Origin of the sequence: Streptomyces sp. A0958 (assembly GCF_004795035.1) — a bacterium.
GTDB lineage: Bacteria > Actinomycetota > Actinomycetes > Streptomycetales > Streptomycetaceae > Streptomyces.
Window position 1 is genome coordinate 123,059 of sequence record NZ_SSBK01000015.1, and the last position, 18,134, is coordinate 141,192.

General features: G+C 72.4%; 11 protein-coding genes and 2 pseudogenes. 11 read left to right on the plus strand and 2 right to left on the minus strand.

The window, feature by feature from the left end; translation table 11 throughout:
- The first annotated feature begins 178 nt into the window (after window positions 1–178).
- Window positions 179–4,069, plus strand: a complete 3,891-nt coding sequence (locus tag E6P78_RS17500) for a glycosyltransferase family 2 protein (protein WP_136204519.1) — start codon at window positions 179–181, stop codon at window positions 4,067–4,069.
- Window positions 4,066–5,583, plus strand: coding sequence for a DUF5719 family protein (locus E6P78_RS17505; protein WP_136204520.1), 1,518 nt, complete (start codon window positions 4,066–4,068; stop codon window positions 5,581–5,583). The genes E6P78_RS17500 and E6P78_RS17505 overlap by 4 nt, the downstream gene beginning before the upstream one ends.
- A 24-nt stretch (window positions 5,584–5,607) precedes the next feature.
- Here E6P78_RS17505 and E6P78_RS17510 read toward each other — a convergent pair whose 3' ends face one another.
- Window positions 5,608–6,036, minus strand: coding sequence for a metallopeptidase family protein (locus E6P78_RS17510; protein ID WP_206307831.1), 429 nt, complete (start codon window positions 6,034–6,036; stop codon window positions 5,608–5,610).
- 344 nt (window positions 6,037–6,380) lie between these two features.
- Here E6P78_RS17510 and E6P78_RS17515 point away from each other — a divergent pair, with 344 nt between their 5' ends.
- The 8 genes from E6P78_RS17515 (at window position 6,381) to E6P78_RS17550 (ending at window position 15,274) form a co-directional block, all read left to right on the plus strand.
- A complete protein-coding gene (locus tag E6P78_RS17515) occupies window positions 6,381–6,758 on the plus strand; it encodes a DUF3499 domain-containing protein (RefSeq protein WP_206307830.1) in 378 nt (125 codons plus the stop codon).
- Window positions 6,759–6,816: 58 nt separating this feature from the next.
- Window positions 6,817–8,178 (plus strand): phosphomannomutase/phosphoglucomutase, encoded by a 1,362-nt coding sequence (locus E6P78_RS17520; RefSeq protein WP_136204523.1) that lies wholly within the window; start codon window positions 6,817–6,819, stop codon window positions 8,176–8,178.
- Between the two features lie 536 nt (window positions 8,179–8,714).
- Entirely contained in the window at window positions 8,715–8,897 is a 183-nt protein-coding gene (locus E6P78_RS17525; RefSeq protein WP_018552946.1) for a Trm112 family protein, read from the plus strand.
- A 55-nt stretch (window positions 8,898–8,952) separates the two neighbouring features.
- On the plus strand, window positions 8,953–10,089 hold the full coding sequence (locus E6P78_RS17530; protein ID WP_136204524.1) for an SIS domain-containing protein: 1,137 nt from the start codon (window positions 8,953–8,955) through the stop codon (window positions 10,087–10,089).
- Between the two features lie 98 nt (window positions 10,090–10,187).
- Window positions 10,188–11,402: a mannose-6-phosphate isomerase, class I gene (manA, locus tag E6P78_RS17535; RefSeq protein WP_136204525.1), complete on the plus strand. Its 1,215-nt coding sequence runs from the start codon at window positions 10,188–10,190 to the stop codon at window positions 11,400–11,402.
- Between the two features lie 88 nt (window positions 11,403–11,490).
- Window positions 11,491–12,588 (plus strand): cation diffusion facilitator family transporter, encoded by a 1,098-nt coding sequence (locus tag E6P78_RS17540; RefSeq protein WP_136204526.1) that lies wholly within the window; start codon window positions 11,491–11,493, stop codon window positions 12,586–12,588.
- Window positions 12,589–12,896: 308 nt separating this feature from the next.
- Complete coding sequence (gene ahcY / locus E6P78_RS17545; RefSeq protein WP_136204527.1) at window positions 12,897–14,354, plus strand: adenosylhomocysteinase; 1,458 nt, start codon at window positions 12,897–12,899, stop codon at window positions 14,352–14,354.
- A gap of 308 nt (window positions 14,355–14,662) precedes the next feature.
- Window positions 14,663–15,274 carry a hypothetical protein gene (locus tag E6P78_RS17550; RefSeq protein ID WP_136204528.1) on the plus strand — a complete coding sequence of 204 codons (612 nt, stop codon included), beginning with the start codon at window positions 14,663–14,665 and terminating at the stop codon, window positions 15,272–15,274.
- 470 nt (window positions 15,275–15,744) lie between these two features.
- Here the strand turns inward: E6P78_RS17550 and E6P78_RS17555 are convergent.
- Window positions 15,745–16,455 (minus strand): annotated as a pseudogene (locus E6P78_RS17555) (RDD family protein); the annotation flags it as partial.
- Between the two features lie 114 nt (window positions 16,456–16,569).
- On the opposite strand from E6P78_RS17555, the pseudogene E6P78_RS17560 reads away from it, so the two are divergent.
- Window positions 16,570–17,576, plus strand: a pseudogene (locus tag E6P78_RS17560) (stage II sporulation protein M).
- The last annotated feature ends 558 nt before the right edge of the window (window positions 17,577–18,134 follow it).

Sequence of the window (18,134 nt, forward strand, 5' to 3'; positions counted from 1 at the left end):
CCCCCGGCCGGGGCCCCCGCCGCACCCTCCGTCAGCCGCTCCGCGCCACCCCGGTTACCCGTACCGTTAGTGTGGGGCCCCGTCCGAGACGCGCCAACGACCCGACAGGGCGCGCGTGTACACCGATGCAGCCCCCGGGGGGACGTCCCCCGGACCCGGCCGGAGGGCCCGTACCTCGATGTCCGTGCACAGCCAATCAACGGCGCCGTACGCGGCCGCCGCCGCCCCAGAGTTCCCCCGGCATGTCGTCACCGCCGTGCTCGTCTCCCACGACGGCGCACGCTGGCTGCCCGACGCGCTCGCCGGGCTGCTCGGCCAGGAACGCCCCGTACAGAACGTCGTCGCCGCCGACACCGGCAGCGCCGACGACTCCGCGCGCCTGGTCACCGAGGCGCTCGGCGCCGACCGGGTCCTGCACCTCGCGCGGCGTACGAGCTTCGGCACCGCCGTCGACGAGGCGAGCCGCACGGCCGGCGTCCTGACCCCGGACGACCTGCCCTACCTGAAGCGGCCCAGCGGCTGGGACCCGGTCACCCGGACCTGGCACGACGAGGCGTACGAGATGCCCGAGCTGCCGCACGGCGAGCCGGTGCAGTGGCTCTGGCTGCTCCACGACGACTGCGCGCCCGCGCCCGACGCACTCGCCGAGATGCTGCGCGTCGTGGACAACGACCCGCACGCCGCGATCGTCGGCCCCAAGCTGCGCGGCTGGTACGACCGCCGTCAGCTCCTCGAAGTCGGCGTCTCCATCGCCAACAGCGGACGCCGCTGGACCGGACTCGACCGCCGCGAGCAGGACCAGGGCCAGCACGACCAGGTCCGCACCGTCCTGTCCGTCTCCACCGCCGGCATGCTCATCCGCCGGGACGTCTGGGAGGAGCTCGGCGGCTTCGACCGCAGACTCCCCCTGATGCGCGACGACGTAGACCTGTGCTGGCGCGCCCACATGGCCGGCCACCGGGTGCTCGTCGCCCCCGACGCCGTCCTGCGGCACGCCGAGGCATCCGCCCGCGAACGCCGCCCCATCGACTGCGCCGGCCGGAACGTCGCCAGCCCGCACCGCGTCGACAAGGCCGGCGCCGTCTACACCATGCTCGTCAACGCGCGCGGCAAGCGGCTGCCCTGGGTGCTGCTCCGGCTCGTGCTCGGCACCCTGCTGCGTACGCTCGCCTACCTCGTCGGCAAGGTGCCCGGCCAGGCCCTCGACGAGGTCACCGGACTCCTGAGCACCCTGCTGCGCCCCGGCCGCATCCTGGCCGCCCGGCGCGACCGCGGCAAGGTCGTCATCGACCCCGCCGAACTGCGCGGCCTCTTCCCCGCACCGGGCGCCACCGTCCGCGCGACCGTCGAACAGGTCGCCGGGAACTTCGGCGGCGACTCCGACGCCGACTCCGGCGGCTCCCGGCACGGCGCCGTCGAGTCCGGGCCGGGCGGCGACGACGCCGACTACCTGGAGATCGACCAGTTCGCCCGGCTGAAGAAGGTCGGGCGCAAGCCGGGGCCCGTGCTCTTCGCCGTCCTCCTCCTGGTCTCCCTCGTCGCCTGCCGCGGTCTCATCGGCGGCGGCGCCCTGGCCGGCGGCGCCCTGCTGCCCGCCCCCGGCGACGTCGCCGACCTGTGGGGCAGGTACGCGGACGGCTGGCACACCGTCGGCACCGGCGGCACCCAGACCGCACCGCCCTACCTGGCCGTGCTCGCGGCCCTGTCCGCCCTGTTCCTCGGCTCCACCGGCTTCGCGCTCACCCTGCTGCTCGTCTGCTCGGTGCCGCTCGCCGGCCTCACCGCGTACTTCGTCTCCCGGCCGCTGCTGCCCTCCCGGCTGCTGCGGGCCTGGGCGAGCGTCGCGTACGCCTTCCTGCCCGCCGCGACCGGCGCCCTGGCGACCGGCCGCCTCGGCACCGCCGTACTGGCCGTCCTGCTCCCGCTGATCGCCCGCACGGCCGTCTCCGCGCACGGCATGCGGGCCACCGGCGACAGCCGCGGCAGCTGGCGCGCCACCTGGGCGTACACCCTGCTCCTCACCCTCGCGATGGCCTTCACCCCCATCGTGTGGCCGATCGCCGTCGTCCTCGGCCTCGGCGTCCTGGTGCTGCGGCGCCGCGACATCACGGCCTACGGGCTCCGCTTCCTCGCCGCCGTCGGCACCCCGCTGCTCGTCCTCGCGCCCTGGTCGCTCTCGCTCCTGAGCAACCCGTCCGCGTTCCTGTCGGAAGCGGGACTCCAGACCGGTACGGGCTCGGCCTCCGCGCTGGACCTGCTCGGCATCAGCCCCGGCGGGCCGAAGGCGGCGGGCGGCGTCCTGCTCCTGGGCATCGTGCTCGCGGCGCTGGCCGCCCTGCTGCGCGGGGAGCGGCAGTTCGCCGTCCGGACCGCCTGGGTGGCCGCGCTGGTGGCCCTGGCGTTCGCCGGGCTCGCCAACGGCTCCGGCTGGGCGGGCCCCGCCACCCTCGTCTACGGTGCCGCGCTCATCGCCGCAGCCCTGGTCGGCGCGGACGGCGCCCGCATCCGGGTCGCCGAGCTCAGCTTCGGCTGGCGCCAGCCCGTCGCGGTGCTGATCGCCCTGGCGGCCGGGCTGGCCCCGGTGCTGGCCGCCGCCGGCTGGATGATCGGCGGCGCGGCCGGTCCGCTGGAGCGCCGCGACCCGGTCCAGGTGCCCGCCTTCGTCGCGGAGGAGAGCGGCACCCGCGACCAGCCGCGCACCCTGGTCCTCGGCGGCACGTCGCCCGCCTCCGTCACGTACACCCTCGTACGCGGCTCGGGCGCCCGGCTGGGCGACGCGGAACTGGTCGACGCGCAGGGCGGCAACAGCCACCTCGACAAGGTCGTCGCCAACCTGGTCGCGGGCTCCGGCGCCGACCAGGGCAGCCAGCTCAGCGGCTTCGCGATCCGCTACGTCCTCGTACGCGACGGGGCGCCGAAGCAGATGAGCCGGGTGCTCGACGCGACCCCCGGCCTGAGCCGGCTCAGCCAGCTGGACGGCAGCGCGCTGTGGCGGGTGGACCGCCAGGTCGCCCGCATCATGATCATGCCGTCCGCCGCCGACGGCGAGCCGCTTCCGGTGGGCTCCCGGCCCGTCGAGGCGCACACCAAGATCCCGGCGGGCGGCACCGGTCGCGTGCTGCGGATCGCCGACGCCGCCGACCCCGGCTGGCAGGCCACGCTCGACGGACGGGCGCTGACCCGCAAGACCGTCGACGGCTGGGCCCAGGGCTTCGAACTCCCCGCCGAGGGCGGCACCCTGGACCTCACGTTCGAGGCGCCCTTCACGCACACCGTGTGGATCTGGGCGCAGGTCGCGCTCGCCGTGGTCCTGGTGGTCATGGCCCTGCCCGGCCGCCGCAGGGAGATCGACGACGACCTGCCCGAGGAGGCCGAGGCGGTCGCCGCCGAACCGGTCGCGGGCGAGGGCCGCCGGGCCCGCAGGCTGCGCGCGGCCGCCCTGGCCGAGAGCGAGGCCGCGACCGGAGCCGAGGGCGAGGCCGGAGCCGAGGGCGAGGAGCCGGAGGCGGACGCCGTCCAGGAGACCGGCGAGCAGCCGGTGTACGTACCCGCCCAGCAGGGCCCGGAGGGCGGCGACCCGGCCCCGGACCCCGAGGGCGGTCAGCAGGAGGGCGACGACGCCTTCGTGCCGCAGCAGCAGTACGGCGAGTGGGACACCCAGCAGGGCCAGTACCAGGACGCCGGCTACGCGCAGTACCAGGACGGCCAGTACGCCGAGGGGCAGCAGCAGCCGGACGCCGGCGGCTACGACCCGTACGGCTATCCGCAGCAGCAGGGCGAGTACGGCGCGACCGGCCAGGGCCAGTACCAAGGCACCCCGTACGACCCTCAAGCCCCGTACGACGCCCAGGCCCCGTACGACCCGAACGGCCAGTACGACCCGAGCGGCCAGTACGCCGCGGGCGGCCCGTACGATCCGGCGCAGTACGACCCGGGCCGGTACGACGCCGGGACCGGGCAGTACGCCGAGACCGGGCAGTACGGCGAGCAGCGCCCGTACGACCCGCAGAACCCCGAGAACCCCGCCCCGGGCCAGAACCCGTGGCCGACCCGAGGCGAGTCCGAGTGAAGTCCACCAGCCTGTCCCTCGTCGCCGGGGTCGTCGCCCTGGCCGCCGTCACCGGGTTCGCCGCGCTCAAGGTGCCGGACGGCGGCGGCACGGCCGAGGCGAGGACGGCCGCCCGGCTGCCCGTCGAGCGGACCAGCCTGCTCTGCCCGGCGCCCGGCCTCTCCGACCTCTCGGAGACCGCGTACACGGCCTTCACCCCGGTCGGTCAGAGCGGTGGGGCGGGTACGGGCGGCAAGGCCGAGCTCCTGTCCTCCGCCAAGGACGACGACAAGGACACCAAGAAGGACAAGGAGAAGAGCAAGAAGGGCAAGGACTCGGACAAGCCCGTGGTCTCCCTCAAGGAGCCCGGCAAACCGGCCACCGGCCAGGCGTCGGGCGCGGACTCGCCCGCACTCATCGGCACCGCCACCGACCGGCTGGCGCCCGGCTGGACCGCCCAGCAGACCACCACCATCGAGGCGGGCGACGGACGCGGCCTGCTCGGCATCAGCTGCACCGCGCCCGACACCGACTTCTGGTTCCCGGCAGCGAGCACCGCGAAGTCCCGCCAGGACTACGTCCACCTCACCAACCCGGACGACACCGCCGCCGTCGCCGACATCGAGCTGTACGGTCCGGACGGCTCGCTCAAGTCCGATGTGGGCGAGGGCATCACGGTCCCGGCCGGCTCCGGCATCCGTGTCCTGATCTCGACGCTGACGAGCAAGGCCGCCGACGACGTGACCGTCCACGTCACCACCCGTACGGGACGGGTCGGCGCTGCGGTCAGGGCCGCGGACAGCAAGACGGGCAGTGACTGGATCGCCCCCTCCGCCGAACCGGCGAGCACGCTGGTGCTGCCCGGCATCCCGGCCGACGCGACCTCGGTACGCCTGGTGGTCTTCGCCCCCGGCGACGACGACGCCGACCTCAAGCTGAAGCTGCTCGGCAAGACCGGCGCGATCTCCCCGGCCGGCCACGAGGAACTGCACGTCAAGTCGAAGATGACCGCAGGGGTCGACCTGAAGGACCTCACCCGGGGCGAGGCAGGCTCGCTGCTGCTTGCCCCCGCCGACGGCAAGGCAACCCCGGTGGTGGCCGCGCTGCGGGTGATCCGGGGCAAGGGCGACCAGCAGGAGGTCGGTTACATCCCGGCAACCGGCCCGGTCGGCGCGCGGGCCACCGCTGCCGACAACCGCTCCAAGGGCTCGGTCCTCTCGCTCACCGCCCCCGGTGCCGCCGGCACCGTCAAGGTCACGGCGTCCGCGGGCAGCGGGGGCGGCACCCCGGTCAGCAAGACGTACAAGGTCGCCGCGGGCGCGACCCTGGCGGTCACCCCGCCCGTCCCCGCGGGCCTCAAGGGCACGTACGCCCTGACGGTCGAGACCCAGTCGGGCGGCCCGGTCCACGCCGCCCGGACGCTCACGGTGCAGCAGGACGGCATCCCGATGTTCACGGTGCAGACGCTGCCGGACGACAAGGGAACGGTGGAGGTACCGGCCGCCGAACAGGACCTGTCGGTACTGGACGACTGAGGGCGGCCGAGGGGTTCCCCGTCGTCACTCCTGGCCGTAGCGGGGGTCGACGGACTCGGGGGCGAGGCCGAGCAGTTCGGCGACCTGCTCCACGACGATCTCGTGAATGAGCAGGGCGCGCTCGTCGCGGCTCTTGGTGCGGAGCTCGACGGGGCGCCGGTAGACGGCGATCCGGGCGGGCCGGCCCTTCTCGGCGGAGAGCGCGTTGCCCAGCGGAACGGTCTCCTCCGCCGTCTCCGGCACCTCCAGGACGACGAAGTCGACCTCGGCCAGCTGCGGCCAGCGCCGCTCCAGCCGCTCGACGGAGTCCTGGACGAGATCGCGGAAGTTGTCCGCACGGCTCGTGGAGAGAGGTACCTGCGGCGGGGCGACGGGCCCGCGCATACCGCGGCCGTGTCGGTCTCGGCGCCGCGGCCGCGGCTCGGACGGGAGGGGCGGTACGGGACTGTCCATCACCGACGCAGCCTAACGCTCCCGAGGGCGGCGGGACGGCGGTCGAGCGCGAGCCCGGCGCCCTGTCCGCTCTTGAACGAGCGCCCTGTCCGCTCTTGAACAATCCGGCCACACGGCAGCCCGTTTCCAGCCCCGCTCCCGACCGCTGAACCTTCGCCTTCTGAAAGGTTCGCGGCACAGCGGTGACCGGAATCATTGCCGTCAGAGGCCCCGACCTCTCCCGCCGCGCAGGTCAGGGGAGTTGCCACGGGGTGGTATGTGCCGGAGGTCACAGTGCGACACGGAGGGGTGACCCGGGGGAGGGTCGTCGCAGCCCGCTCAAGAGTGCGGTACCGTCCAACATCGTGAGCCCTGTACGTCGCTGTTCGCGCACCGCGTGCGGCCGCCCTGCCGTCGCGACACTGACGTACGTCTATGCCGACTCGACTGCGGTCCTCGGCCCGCTCGCCACCTACGCCGAGCCCCACTGCTACGACCTCTGTGCCGAGCACAGTGAGCGGCTGACCGCGCCCCGGGGCTGGGAAGTCGTCCGGCTATCCGACCCCTCCGCGCCCAGCCGCCCCAGCGGCGACGACCTGGAAGCGCTGGCGAACGCCGTACGGGAGGCCGCGCGCCCGCAGGAACGCGGGGACGGCCCGAGGGGCGGCGGTCCGCGCGGCGCCGACCCCATGGAGGTCGCCCGCAGGGGCCACCTGCGCGTACTGCGTTCACCCGACTCCTGAGGCGTCGCAGGCCGCCGGGTAGTTTGGCGGTCCGAAGAAACCCCAGGAGGACCGGCCCGTGACCGCAGACCTGTCGCAGCTCGTGAAGGCGTACGACGTGCGCGGAGTCGTGCCCGACCAGTGGGGCGAGCCGCTGGCCGAACTGTTCGGGGCGGCGTTCGTCGAGGTGACCGGTGCGGACGCGATCGTGGTCGGCCACGACATGCGCCCGACCTCCCCGGGCCTGTCCGGGGCGTTCGCGCGGGGCGCGGCGGGCCGGGGAGCCGACGTCACGATGATCGGTCTCTGCTCGACGGACCAGCTGTACTACGCCTCCGGGGCGCTGGACCTGCCCGGCGCGATGTTCACCGCCTCGCACAACCCGGCGCAGTACAACGGCATCAAGATGTGCCGGGCGGGCGCGGCACCGGTGGGCCAGGACACCGGCCTTGCGGACATCCGCACCCTGGTCGAGGAGTGGTCGAGCACCGGCGCCCCCCAGCCGCTCACCCCGGGCACGGTCACCGAACGCGACACGCTCACCGACTACGCCGCCCACCTCCTCTCCCTGGTGGACCTGACGGCGATCCGCCCGCTGAAGGTGGTCGTGGACGCGGGCAACGGCATGGGCGGCCACACGGTCCCCACGGTCTTCACGGGGCTGCCCGTGGACCTGGTCCCGATGTACTTCGAGCTGGACGGCACCTTCCCGAACCACGAGGCCAACCCCCTGGACCCCAAGAACATCACCGACCTCCAGGCACGCGTCGTGGCCGAGGGCGCCGACCTGGGCCTGGCCTTCGACGGCGACGCGGACCGCTGCTTCGTGGTGGACGAGCGGGGCGAGGGCGTCTCCCCGTCGGCGATCACGGCCCTGGTCGCCGCCCGCGAACTGGCCCGCAACGGCGGCCGGGGCACGGTCATCCACAACCTGATCACCTCCCTCTCCGTACCCGAGGTCGTACGCGAGCACGGCGGCACGCCGGTCCGCACCCGGGTGGGCCACTCCTTCATCAAGGCGGAGATGGCCGCACACGGCGCGATCTTCGGCGGCGAGCACTCGGCGCACTACTACTTCCGCGACTTCTGGAACGCCGACACGGGCATGCTCGCCGCCCTCCACGTCCTGGCCGCACTCGGCGGCGGGCAGGCCCCCCTCTCGACCCTGGTGGCCCAGTACGACCGCTACGCGGCCTCCGGCGAGATCAACTCCACGGTCGACGACCAGCCCTCCCGCACCGCCAAGGTCCGAGCCGCCTTCGCCGACCGCGAGCACATCACCACGGACACCCTGGACGGCCTCACGATCACCTCCCCCCACTGGTGGTTCAACCTCCGCCCCTCGAACACGGAACCCCTGCTCCGCCTGAACGTGGAGGCGGAGAACGAGGAAACGATGCGCGCGGTACGGGACGAGGTACTGAGCCTGATCCGGGGGTAGACCGCCGTTCCGGCCCTTCCTGCCCGGCAGGCCCTTCCGCGCGAGGGGTGGGGTGGGCCGCACTTCCGACCCCGCTGCCTTCGTGGGGAGCCGGCGGTTTGCAGCCTCGCTGCCTTCGTGGGGAGCCGGCCACTTCCAGCCCCTCCGTCTTCTTGGGAAGCCGGCCGTCTGCAGCCCCGCCGCCTTCTCGGGGAGCCGGCCATTTCCAGCCCCGCTGCCTTCGTGGGGAGCCGGCCATTTCCAGCCCCTCCGGCGTTTGAGGAGCGGGGTCCGGGGCAGAGCCCCGAATCCGGCCCGCGGCCGCCTGACGCGCCAACCGGCCATTTCCAGCCCCGCCGGCGCTTGAGGCGCGGGGGCCCGGGGGCGGAGCCTCCGGTTTCGGGAAGGGGCGGGGAGGGGAAAAGGCCCGCCGCAGGCGCCCCCCAGCGCCCCAGCGGTAGGCTGACCTCGCCACAAGCGCACCGAACACCACCCCACCCGCAACACCAGCCCCACCGCCCAGAACCAACACACCGCCCGCCCGAAGGGACCACCCCATGCCGCTCGAAGCCGGCCTCCTGGAGATCCTGGCCTGCCCGGCCTGCCACTCCCCGCTCGACGACAGGTCGGCCGCCGACAGCCCGGAACTGGTCTGCACCGGCAAGGACTGCGGCCTGGCCTACCCGGTACGGGACGGCATCCCCGTACTCCTCGTCGACGAGGCCCGCCGCCCCGCGTAACCGGCCGCACACCCGCACCAGCCGGTGACCGGCACGTGATCGGAGGACCGTCCCCATGCTCGACGAGTCGTTGCTCGACGCCCCGGAGGCCCTGGCGCGAGCCGACCGCCGCGGCCTGCTCCGCGGCGCCGCCGAGGCCGGGGCCCGAGTCCGTACCGCCGCCCGGCACGCGGCCGAGTCCGGAATCACCGAGCTGAACCCGGAGGGCCGCCCGCGCGCCGTCCTCGTCGCCGGCCCCGGCACCGCCGCGACCGGCGTCGCGGACCTGATCGCCGCGCTCGCCGGCGCCTCCGCCCCGGTCACCCGTATCCACCCGACCGGCGTCGCCCCCGCCCCCGGCGCACTGCGCTGGACGCTGCCCGGCTGGGCCGGCTCCGTCGACCTGCTGCTCATCGCCACGGCGGACGGCTCCGAACCGGGCCTCGCCCTCCTCGCGGAGCAGGCGTACCGCCGCGGCTGCACGGTCGTGGCCGTCGCCCCCCTGCGGTCCCCGCTGCGGGAGGCGGTCCACGGGGTGCACGGCGTCGTCGTACCGATGGCATCCGCCCCGCACGGCGAGTACGACGCCGAGACGTCGGCCGCCGGCCCCGGCACGCTCTGGGCCCTGCTCACCCCGCTGCTCGCGCTGCTCGACCGCGTCGGCCTGGTCACCGCCCCCGCCGACACGTTGCAGAGCGTCGCGGACCGCCTGGACCGCACGGCGGAGCGCTGCGGACCGGCCATTGCCACTTACAGCAACCCCGCCAAGACCCTCGCCGCGGAACTCGCGGACAGCCTGCCGCTGATCTGGGCGGAGGGCGACACGGCCGGCCCGGTCGGCCGCCGGTTCGCCGCGGTCCTGGCGGAGCTCTCGGGCCGCCCGGCCCTCGCCGCCGTGCTCCCGGAGGCGCTTCCGGCGCACGGGGGCCTGCTGGCGGGCGCGTTCGCGGCCGGGGCGGACCCGGACGACTTCTTCCGCGACCGCGTCGAGGAGTCGGAATCCCTGCACGCCCGGGTGGTGCTGCTCCGCGACCGCCCCACCGGCGGCCTCAGCGCCGCCCCCGCGGCCCGCGAACTGGCCCTGGGCCACGACACGGCGATCAGCGAGCTCGAACCGGAAGAGGGCAGCACGCTCGAAACCCTTGCCGAACTGCTCGCCGTCACCGACTTCGCCGCCGTCTACCTGTCCCTCGCCTCCACGGCCGGCGCCTGAAACGCACAACGGCGCCCCGCCCGCCGTAAAGCTCTAGTAACACCCGGCCCCCCACATCAAGACAACGCAACGCAACGCAACGCACAAGGACAAACTCCATGGACCGGCTCTCCAACACCGTGCGCCCGTACGCCTGGGGCTCGACCACCGCGATCCCCGCCCTGCTCGGCGTCGCCCCCACCGGCGAGCCGCAGGCGGAGATGTGGATGGGCGCCCACCCCGGAGCCCCCTCCCGGACAACCCGCACCACAGCCCGCACCGACACCGCCCCCACCGCATCGGCCCCCACCGCATCGGCTCCCGCCGAACAGGCCCTCACCGACGTCATCGCCGCCGACCCGGTCGGCGAACTCGGCGCGGCCACCGTGGAGAAGTTCGGCCCGCGCCTCCCCTTCCTGCTCAAGCTGCTCGCCGCGGGCGCCCCCCTCTCCCTCCAGGTCCACCCGAACCTGGACCAGGCGCGGGCGGGGTACGAGGACGAGGAGCGCCGGTCCGTCCCGATCGACGCCCCCCACCGCACGTACAAGGACGCCAACCACAAGCCCGAACTGATCTGCGCCCTCACCGACTTCGACGGCCTGTGCGGATTCCGCCGACCCCTGGAGGCGGCCGAGGCGATGGAGGGTCTGGGCGTCGACTCCCTCAAGCCGTACGCCGATCTGCTGCGCGCCCAGCCCGAAGAGGGTGCCCTGCGCGAGGTGCTGACGGCGATCCTCACCGCGGACCCGGAGGAGATGGCCGAAACGGTGGCCGCCGCCGCAGCCGCCGCGGAACGGCTCGGTGGCGCCTACGCCCCGTACGCCCGCATCGCCCACCACTTCCCGGGCGACGCCGGCGTCATCGCGGCCATGCTGCTCAACTACGTGCGGCTCCAGCCCGGCGATGCCCTGTTCCTCGGCGCCGGCGTCCCGCACGCGTACCTCGACGGACTGGGCGTCGAGATCATGGCCAACTCCGACAACGTGCTGCGCTGCGGCCTGACGCCCAAGCACATCGATGTCCCCGAACTCCTGCGCATCGTCCGCTTCGAGGCGACCGACCCGGGAATCCTGCGCCCCGAGGCGTCCCCCTCGGGCGAGGAGGTGTACGAGACGCCGGTCGACGAGTTCCGCCTCTCGCGCTTCGACCTGTCGGCCGGTGCCGCCCCCGTCGAACTGACCGCGCCCACGCCCCAGATCCTGCTCTGCACGGCGGGCGCCCCGAGCGCCGGTGACCTCGCTCTCGGCCCCGGCGAGTCGGTCTTCGTACCGGCGGGCGAGCCGGTCCGGGTGACCGGGACGGGCACGCTGTTCCGGGCCACAGTGGTGGCCTGACGTACCGTCCGCGGCGGCGGCTGCAACAATGTGCCGCCGTACCGCGGCCGCCGGAGCCGCAGCACCGAGGAAGGGACACCAGGCACCCATGAGTGCTTCAGGCGGAACCAAGGCGATCGTGGCGGCACTCGGCGCCAACCTCGCGATCGCAGTGGCCAAATTCGTCGCGTTCCTGTTCAGCGGTTCGTCGTCGATGCTCGCGGAGAGCGTCCACTCGCTCGCCGACTCCGGCAACCAGGGGCTGCTGCTCCTCGGCGGCAAGAAGGCGCAGCGCGAGGCCACCCCCCAGCACCCCTTCGGGTACGGCCGCGAGCGCTACATCTACGCCTTCCTCGTCTCCATCGTCCTGTTCTCCGTCGGCGGCATGTTCGCGGTGTACGAGGGCTACGAGAAGATCAAGCACCCCCACGAGGTCGAGGCCTGGTACTGGCCGGTCGGCGTGCTGGTCTTCGCGATCATCGCCGAGGGCTTCTCCTTCCGTACGGCGATCAAGGAGTCCAACCAGACTCGCGGCTCGCTCAGCTGGACGGACTTCATCCGCCGTGCGAAGGCCCCGGAACTGCCCATCGTGCTGCTGGAGGACTTCGGCGCGCTCATCGGTCTGGTCCTCGCCCTCGCCGGCGTCGGTCTGGCGCTCGGCACCGGCAACGGCGTGTGGGACGGCATCGGCACCCTGTGCATCGGCCTCCTGCTGATCGCCATCGCCATCGTCCTGGCCGCCGAGACCAAGTCCCTGCTGCTCGGCGAGGCCGCCGGCACCGACCAGGTCGACAAGATCAAGGCCGCGGTCGTCGACGGCGACACCGTCACCGGCATCATCCACATGCGCACCCTCCACCTCGGCCCGGAGGAACTGCTGGTCGCCGCCAAGATCGCGGTCCAGCACGACGACACCGCCGGCGAGGTCGCCAACGCCATCAACGCCGCCGAGTCCCGCATCCGCGAGGCCGTCCCGATCGCCCGGGTGATCTACCTGGAGCCGGACATCTACAACGAGGCGGCGGCCGCGGCCGGCACCAACCCCGCCAAGACCCCCGGCGGCGGCACCCCCGCCACCCCCGGCCCGGAAGCCCCGGAACCCGGAGCCGCCGAGTCCGGGGCCACCGACAGCCCGGCGGACCCGTCAGAGCCGTCGAGCCCGGCAGACCCGGCCACCCCGTCGGGCCCGACGGAATCCAGCCACTGACCGCACGCACCGCACGCACTGCACGTACCGGACATATCGCACGCACCGGACACGCCATCGCATACCCCGTTCAGCCGCTCCCGCCCCGGTCTTGCCCCGGCGGACTGGGAGCGGCTGCGCCGTTCGGTGTAGATTCGACGGCAGTGTCAGACGTCGCTGCTGATGGCGGTCGATCGGTCCGTACGCCGGACCGGCCGAGGGAGAGAGGGCCTCCGACGGACTGCGCTGCGAGTGCCCGGGCATTCGTGTGCCCGCCGCCGCAGAGCCGCCCTACCCACCCTCGACTCCACAACGAGGAGCAGCCCGTTATGACGACGGTCGCCAATCGACAGGACTTCAAGGTCGCCGATCTCTCCCTCGCGGTCTTCGGCCGCAAGGAGATCACCCTCGCCGAGCACGAGATGCCCGGCCTGATGTCGATCCGCAAGGAGTACGCCGCCGCCCAGCCGCTGGCCGGCGCCCGCATCACCGGCTCGCTGCACATGACCGTGCAGACCGCCGTGCTGATCGAGACCCTGGTCGCCCTCGGCGCCGAGGTCCGCTGGGCCTCCTGCAACATCTTCTCCACCCAGGACCACGCGGCCGCCGCCATCGCGGTCGGCCCGAACGGCACCCCGGACGCCCCCGCCGGCGTCCCCGTCTTCGCCTGGAAGGGCGAGACGCTCGAAGAGTACTGGTGGTGCACGGAGCAGGCCCTGACCTGGCCGAACACACCCACCGGCGGCCCGAACATGATCCTGGACGACGGCGGCGACGCCACCCTCCTCGTCCACAAGGGCGTCGAGTTCGAGAAGGTCGGCGCGGCCCCGGACCCGGCGACGGCGGACAGCGAGGAGTACGCGCAGATCCTCACGCTGCTCAACCGCACGCTGGGCGAGTCCCCGCAGAAGTGGACGCAGCTGGCCTCCGAGATCCGTGGCGTCACGGAGGAGACCACGACGGGTGTGCACCGGCTGTACGAGATGCACCGTGAGGGCACCCTCCTGTTCCCGGCGATCAACGTCAATGACGCGGTCACCAAGTCGAAGTTCGACAACAAGTACGGCTGCCGTCATTCGCTGATCGACGGCATCAACCGCGCCACGGATGTTCTGATCGGTGGCAAGACGGCGGTCGTGTGCGGTTACGGCGATGTGGGCAAGGGCTGTGCGGAGTCGCTGCGCGGTCAGGGTGCCCGGGTGATCGTGACCGAGATCGACCCGATCTGCGCGCTGCAGGCGGCGATGGACGGCTATCAGGTCGCCACGCTGGACGACGTGGTGGAGCAGGCGGACATCTTCGTCACGACGACGGGGAACAAGGACATCATCATGGCCTCGGACATGGCCCGGATGAAGCACCAGGCGATCGTCGGGAACATCGGTCACTTCGACAACGAGATCGACATGGCGGGGCTGGCCGCGATCGAGGGTGTCGTCAAGGACGAGGTGAAGCCGCAGGTCCACACGTGGACGTTCCCCGACGGCAAGGTCCTGATCGTGCTGTCCGAGGGCCGTCTGCTGAACCTGGGCAACGCGACGGGTCATCCGTCGTTCGTGATGTCGAACTCGTTCGCGGACCAGACGCTGGCCCAGATCGAGCTGTTCACGAAGCCGGCGGAGTACCCGACGGACGTGTACGTGCTGCCCAAGCACCTGGACGAGAAGGTGGCGCGTCTCCACCTCGACGCGCTCGGCGTCAAGCTGACGACGCTCCGCCCGGAGCAGGCCGCCTACATCGGTGTCGAGGTCGAGGGCCCGTACAAGCCGGACCACTACCGCTACTGACCCGCACGGATTGGTCCGGTACGGATTGGTGCGGTACGGATTGGTTCGTACGGGCCGATCCCGTACGGACTGATCCCGCACGGAACCTCGTACGGCTCGACTCCGTACTGACTGATCCCGCCACGTGCCGCGGTGGTCCGCCGGCGACCGGTCACCGGCGGACCCCGCAGCCCGGGGCGATTCAGCAGTGCCGGACACCCAGCAGTCCGGGCTGATCAGCAGCAGCGACGAACGCAGGCCCCCGCACCCCCGTGTCGGGGGCCTGCGCCGTACCGCACCCGCACGACCTGAGGAACCCGAAGGACCCCATGCCCCGCGGCCGATATGCGCTCCACGATCTCCACGACCACACCCCCCTCGGCGAAGAACACTTCCACTGCGCGCCCGGCCCTTCCGGCTGGCGCTACATCTCCCAAACGACTGCCCCGTCCGGCAGTCACCTGGGATCGGTCGACCTCACCCTCGATGAACTCGGCCGCCCCATCCGTCTCGAACTCCATGCCGCCGACTGGCAGGTCCGCGGTGCGGCCCTCGAAGGCCTCACCTGGGTCCGTACCGACCCGACTGGCACTCACGCCACCGAAGGCAACGTCCGCGCCCACGCCTTCAACGGCACCTCCCCCGCCTTCCTCATCGCGACCGCTCGTCTGCTGCGCCTCACCCCCGCTTCTCCGGAGACCCGCGTCCGGGTCGTCACCTTCACGGACCCGGTCCTCGCCCCCCGCACGCTCGACCAGTCCTGGGCCCTGGTGAACAGTGAAGCGCACCCCACTGACAACGGCCCCCTGAAGGTGGACGAATACCAGGTCAGCGCCCTGGACACGGGCGAGCGGCACACCGTTCACATCGCCGGCGACGTGGTTCTGTCCGCCCCCGGCATCGAACTCGAGGAGCTGGACTCCCCACCCTCCGAGCGTTAGCCGGGCTCCGGCCCTCCGACCGCTGGGGCCCGCGTGTCCGTAGGATCAGGTAATTGCCGCGGCACGGACGGGGATTGTCCTCAAGTCGGGTTGAGCTTTGTAGGTTCGAGCGGATGACACGAGCCGCCGGGCAGGCGGGCGGCACGAACCCAGTGGCTGGGGGCCGCCCGGCCGACCCGCCGGCACCGGCTCGGCCGGCACCGTGAGCCGTACCGGCGCCAGGCCCCGCAGCCCCGTCAGGCGCCATGCCGACGGGGCAGCCGGCGGCGATCTCCGGGTGGACAGGGGGAGCAAGGGGAGCAGGGGGGCACAACCGAGCCCGCCCGGCCGGGATTGCAGCCCAACTCGCCGCTCCGGTCGCCGCCCGCAGGCACGCCTCCGGCCACACCCACCGGCCCGGCACCGGCGGAACCGCAGATCGTGTCGTGGGCCGCGTTCTCCCACGCCCGGCGGGCATCCCGCACCTGTCACTCGTGCACCGCGGCAGCCAAGTACGCGGCGGCCGGCACGCCTGCCGGCGCCGGAACCCCGGTCCGCGCGGCGACCTCCCCACCGAGCCGCTCCGCCATGGTCCTGCCAACGTCGGTATCGAGCTGGTGCATCCGCGTCAGGTACTGCCGCACCGCGAGCCACAGACCGTCCGGAACCGCCGACAGATCCAGACCGGCGAACCGTCCGAGCAGCCACGGCGGAGGCGGCGGAACGGCCGCGGTCCGACCCGCCGGCACCCCTCCCCGTACGACGAGCGTCCCCGCGAAGACATTCCCGAGCCGCCGGCCACGCGCCGACACCAGTGACGCGAGGGAGGCGACGACGCCGAGCGTCATCAGGATCTCCACGGCACCCATCGCCCCGCGCACCAGCGCTTGCCGGAACCGGATGGGTCCACCGTCGCCCCGTACGACCCGCAGCCCGCATGCCAGCTTGCCCAGCGAACGGCCGTGGCTGAGCGTCTCGACCGCGATCGGCCCGCCCACCGGAACCAGAAGGAAGACGGCGACGGACACCGCCGCCACAGCCGCGTCGTCCAGCGGGGCGGAGGCGACGGCGAGGCCGAACGCCACCAGACCGAACACGGTTCCCACCGCGATCAGATCGATGGCCAGAGCCAGTGCCCGGCTCGGTAGTTTCGCCGGCCGGAGTCCCAGCACGACCGCCTCGCCGGTCACGAGCTCACTCATCGCCCCACCCCTCACCGAAGGCCCCTGCCCCGCGGGACCACAGCCTGCCAAGCTGACACGCAATGCCGCAGTTGTACGGACCGGTACGCACCCTGCCTGGAGCCGCAGCCGATCATGGACCTCGATGTCTTCGTCAACACCCGCCGCATCGAGTGGGACCGGCTGGACCACCTCCGGCACCGTGGGCGCCGACTGGCGGGCGCGGAAGCGGACGAACTCGTCGACTTCTACCGGCGCACGGCCACGCACCTCTCCCTGACCCAGTCGAGTGCCCCCGACCCGCTCCCCGTCGCGCGGCTCACGCAGCTGGTGGCGCGAACCCGCGCCACGGTGACCGGTGCCCGCCGCGCCTGCTGGCACGACGCCGCGCGCTTCCTCACGGCGGGATTCCCCGGGGCCGTCTACCGCCCCCGCCACTGGTCGATACCGAGCGCCGTCCTCTCCACGCTCCTGGCCGCGCTGATGGGCTGGTGGATCGGCGCGCATCCGGAGGTCCAGGCGTCCATCGCCGCTCCGGACGGCCTCCGCCGCATGACAAGCCCGGGCGGGGAGTACGAGACCTACTACTCCAGCCACCCGGTGACCTCCTTCGCGGCCCAGCTCGGGACGAACAACGCGCAATCCGCCGCCATGTGCCTGGTGCTGGGCGCGTTCCTCTGCGTCCCGGTGATCTGGGTTCTCTTCGTCAACGTGGTGAACCTGGCGGTGGGCATCGGGCTGATGTCCTCGGCGGGCCGGCTCGACACGTTCCTCGGACTGATCCTTCCGCACGGCCTGCTGAGCTGACGGCCGTCTTCGTCGCCGCCGGCACCGGCCTGCGCCTCGGCTGGACGGTCATCGACCCCGCTCCCCGGACCCGCTGTGCGGCCCTGGCACAACGGGTCCGAGCGGCCATCGGCATGGCCATCGACCTGGGGCTCGTCCGATTCATCGCGGGCGTCATCGAAGCCTTTGTCACCCCGTCGGGCCTTGCGACCTGGGCCCGGATCGCCCTGGGAACAGCCGCCGAGCTGCTCTTCCTCGCGTACGTCTGTGTCCTGGGCGGCCGCGCCGGGCGAGCCGGCGAGGCGGGGGACCTGGACGCCATCGAACGAAGTGCCGAGCTGCCGATGGCCGCCTGATGTGCATACGCCTCTGCTGACCTGCTAGTCTCCTCCTCGCCCCAAAAAACCGTTGACACGGAGAAGTGGGGGAGGTAGGTTTTAACGGTTGCCTCGAACTGGACAGGTTCGGGCCCGACAGTTAGTATCTGTCTCGCTCTCACCGGAAAATCAATTTCCGCAGAGCCATTGATTTCCACTCTCAGCAGGTTGAAGCCGATTAGGTCGGCCGAAATGCTTCTGATAAAGTCGAATCAGCCGAAAGGCAAGGCCACTTCAACGGCCACCGGAATTCAAATTCGGACCGGAAACGGAACGAAAAGAGTCTGGTAAGGTTGGAACCGCCGAAAGGCAAAAAGCAGCGCCCGCTTCGACCGGGAATCGGACACGAAAGAGTCTGATAGAGTCGGAAACGCAAGACCGAAGGGAAGCGCCCGGAGGAAAGCCCGCGAGGGTGAGTACAAAGGAAGCGTCCGTTCCTTGAGAACTCAACAGCGTGCCAAAAGTCAACGCCAGATATGTTGATACCCCGGCCTGCTTCGGCAGGTTGGAGGTTCCTTTGAAAGTCCTACGAGACCG